2 protein-coding genes and 1 pseudogene are annotated in these 1,972 nt (G+C 66.4%); 2 read left to right on the top strand and 1 reads right to left on the bottom strand.

The window, feature by feature from the left end:
• Positions 1 to 223: hypothetical protein (locus KH616_RS24660; RefSeq protein WP_292253887.1), on the bottom strand; the 223-nt coding region annotated here is incomplete at its 3' end.
• Here KH616_RS24660 and KH616_RS24655 point away from each other — a divergent pair.
• Positions 210 to 503: pseudogene (locus KH616_RS24655) on the top strand (DUF3348 family protein); the annotation flags it as partial. The gene KH616_RS24660 and the pseudogene KH616_RS24655 sit on opposite strands and share 14 nt — an antisense overlap.
• A 10-nt stretch (positions 504 to 513) precedes the next feature.
• Positions 514 to 1,972 (top strand): DUF802 domain-containing protein (locus KH616_RS24650; protein WP_292253884.1); only part of this gene is annotated, 1,459 nt, incomplete at its 3' end.

Below are 1,972 nucleotides of genomic sequence, written 5' to 3'. Positions count from 1 at the left end.
CTCTGGTCCGCATGCAGCGCCATGACCGGCCGCCCGCCGGTTTCCTGGCCGTCATCCTGTATTCCTCATCCCGGCACTCACAGTCCCAGTAATGGAACTCATGTCCCTTTATCTCCATGCCCGGCAGCATGTACGGAAGGATTCCGTCCGCGCTGAGGGTGATATAACCGAAGCGTCCCTTTCTGTCCCCCTTAAAGCCGCGGCCAGGCAGGACGCCTGCCATGGCACGTCTCGCCACGGTGGACGCCATCATGGAGCGCGTGCTGGGTGCGCGCGAACGGAGTCTGCTGGCCGCCGTGCCCGCATTGCTCGAAACTCATTTCGAGCGTTTGCGCGACGCCGGCCAGCCGGCGCCGGACGATACCCGGGATTCAGAGGAGGCGGTTGCGCCCGGCCCGTGGCTGGACGTATTCCGCAGCGATATGCAGAGCGTGTTGCTCGCCGAACTGGAAGTTCGGTTTCAATCGGTAGAAGGGCTGCTCGAAGCCCTTCGTGCAAGCTAATCAAGACGCCATGTCCAGAATTCGCATTGAACCCATCGTTTTTCTGGCCGGTCTGGCCGCCGTGTGCTGGATCGCCTTCGGCTATGCCGGCACGAATCTGCTCGCCGCGGCGGTCACGTTGTTGATCGGCGTGTGTTACCTGACGGGCGCGCTCGAACTGCGGCGCTATCAGCAGGCGACGGCCACGCTGTCGCGTGCGGTCGCCGGGCTGTCCGAGACGCCGGCGACGCTCGGCGCATGGCTCGACGCGTTGCAACCCGGCCTGCGCAACGCAGTGCGTGCGCGCGTCGAGGGCGAGCGTGTGGCGTTGCCGGCGCCGGCGCTGACACCGTATCTGGTCGGCCTGCTGGTGCTGCTCGGCATGCTGGGCACGCTGCTGGGCATGGTGGTGACACTGAAGGGAACCGGGGCCGCGCTGGAAAGCGCGAAAGACCTGGACGCGATCCGCGCGTCGCTTGCCGCACCGGTCAAGGGTCTGGGATTTGCGTTCGGCACATCGATCGCGGGCGTCGCGACATCGGCGATGCTCGGACTCCTTTCCGCGCTGTGCCGCCGCGAGCGGACCCAGGCGGTACAGCAGCTCGACGGGAAGATTGCCACGACGCTGCGGGGCTTTTCGCACGCGCATCAGCGCGAGGAATCGTTCCGGCTGATGCAGCGGCAGGCCGAGGCGATGCCCACGCTGGTCGATCGGCTGCAGGCGATGATGGCGACGATCGAACAGCAAAGCGTCGCGCTGCACGAACGGCAGATGGCGAGCCAGCAGGCGTTTCTCGGCAACGCGGAGGCGGCTTATCTGCAACTGGCGTCGTCGGTGGGGCAGTCGCTGAAGGAGAGTGCCGCCGACAGCGCCCGCTCGGCCGGCATCGTGCTGCAGCCGATCATGGAGGCCGCGATGGCGGGGCTCGCGCGTGAGACGGCCGCGTTGCACGATGCGGTCACGCATGCGGTGCAGCGCCAGCTCGACGGACTGTCGGCCGGTTTCAATACGACGACCACGAACGTGACGGATATCTGGAAACAGGCGCTGGCGGGACAGCAGCAATCGAGCGATGCGCTGGTCGAGCATATGCGTGCCGCGCTGGAACAATTCACCGGATCCTTCGAACAACGCACCCATCATCTGTTCGAAGGCGTCAGTGTGCGGCTGGAGGCGGCGGAGCGGCACGTGTCGGAAGCATGGCGCGATGCGCTGTCGCGACAGGAGCAAGCCGGCGAGAAGCTGGCAGGCCGCAACGAACACGCGTTGGCGGCTGCCGCGGCGACTTTCGAGCAACACGCGGCGTCGCTGCTGCGCACGGTGGGGCAAGCCCACGCGGACTTGCAGGCTGAGCTGGCATCGCGCGACCAGCAGCGACTGTCGGCATGGACCGACTCGCTCGCATCGATGGCTGCCAATCTGAGCGACGCGTGGCAGCAGACGAGCGCGCACGTGGCGAGCCGTCAGCAGGCGATCTGCGACACACTGG

The sequence above is a fragment of the Burkholderia sp. genome, from assembly GCF_018375725.1.
Taxonomy (GTDB): Bacteria; Pseudomonadota; Gammaproteobacteria; order Burkholderiales; family Burkholderiaceae; genus Burkholderia.
This window is presented reverse-complemented; position numbering and strand designations above follow the sequence as displayed.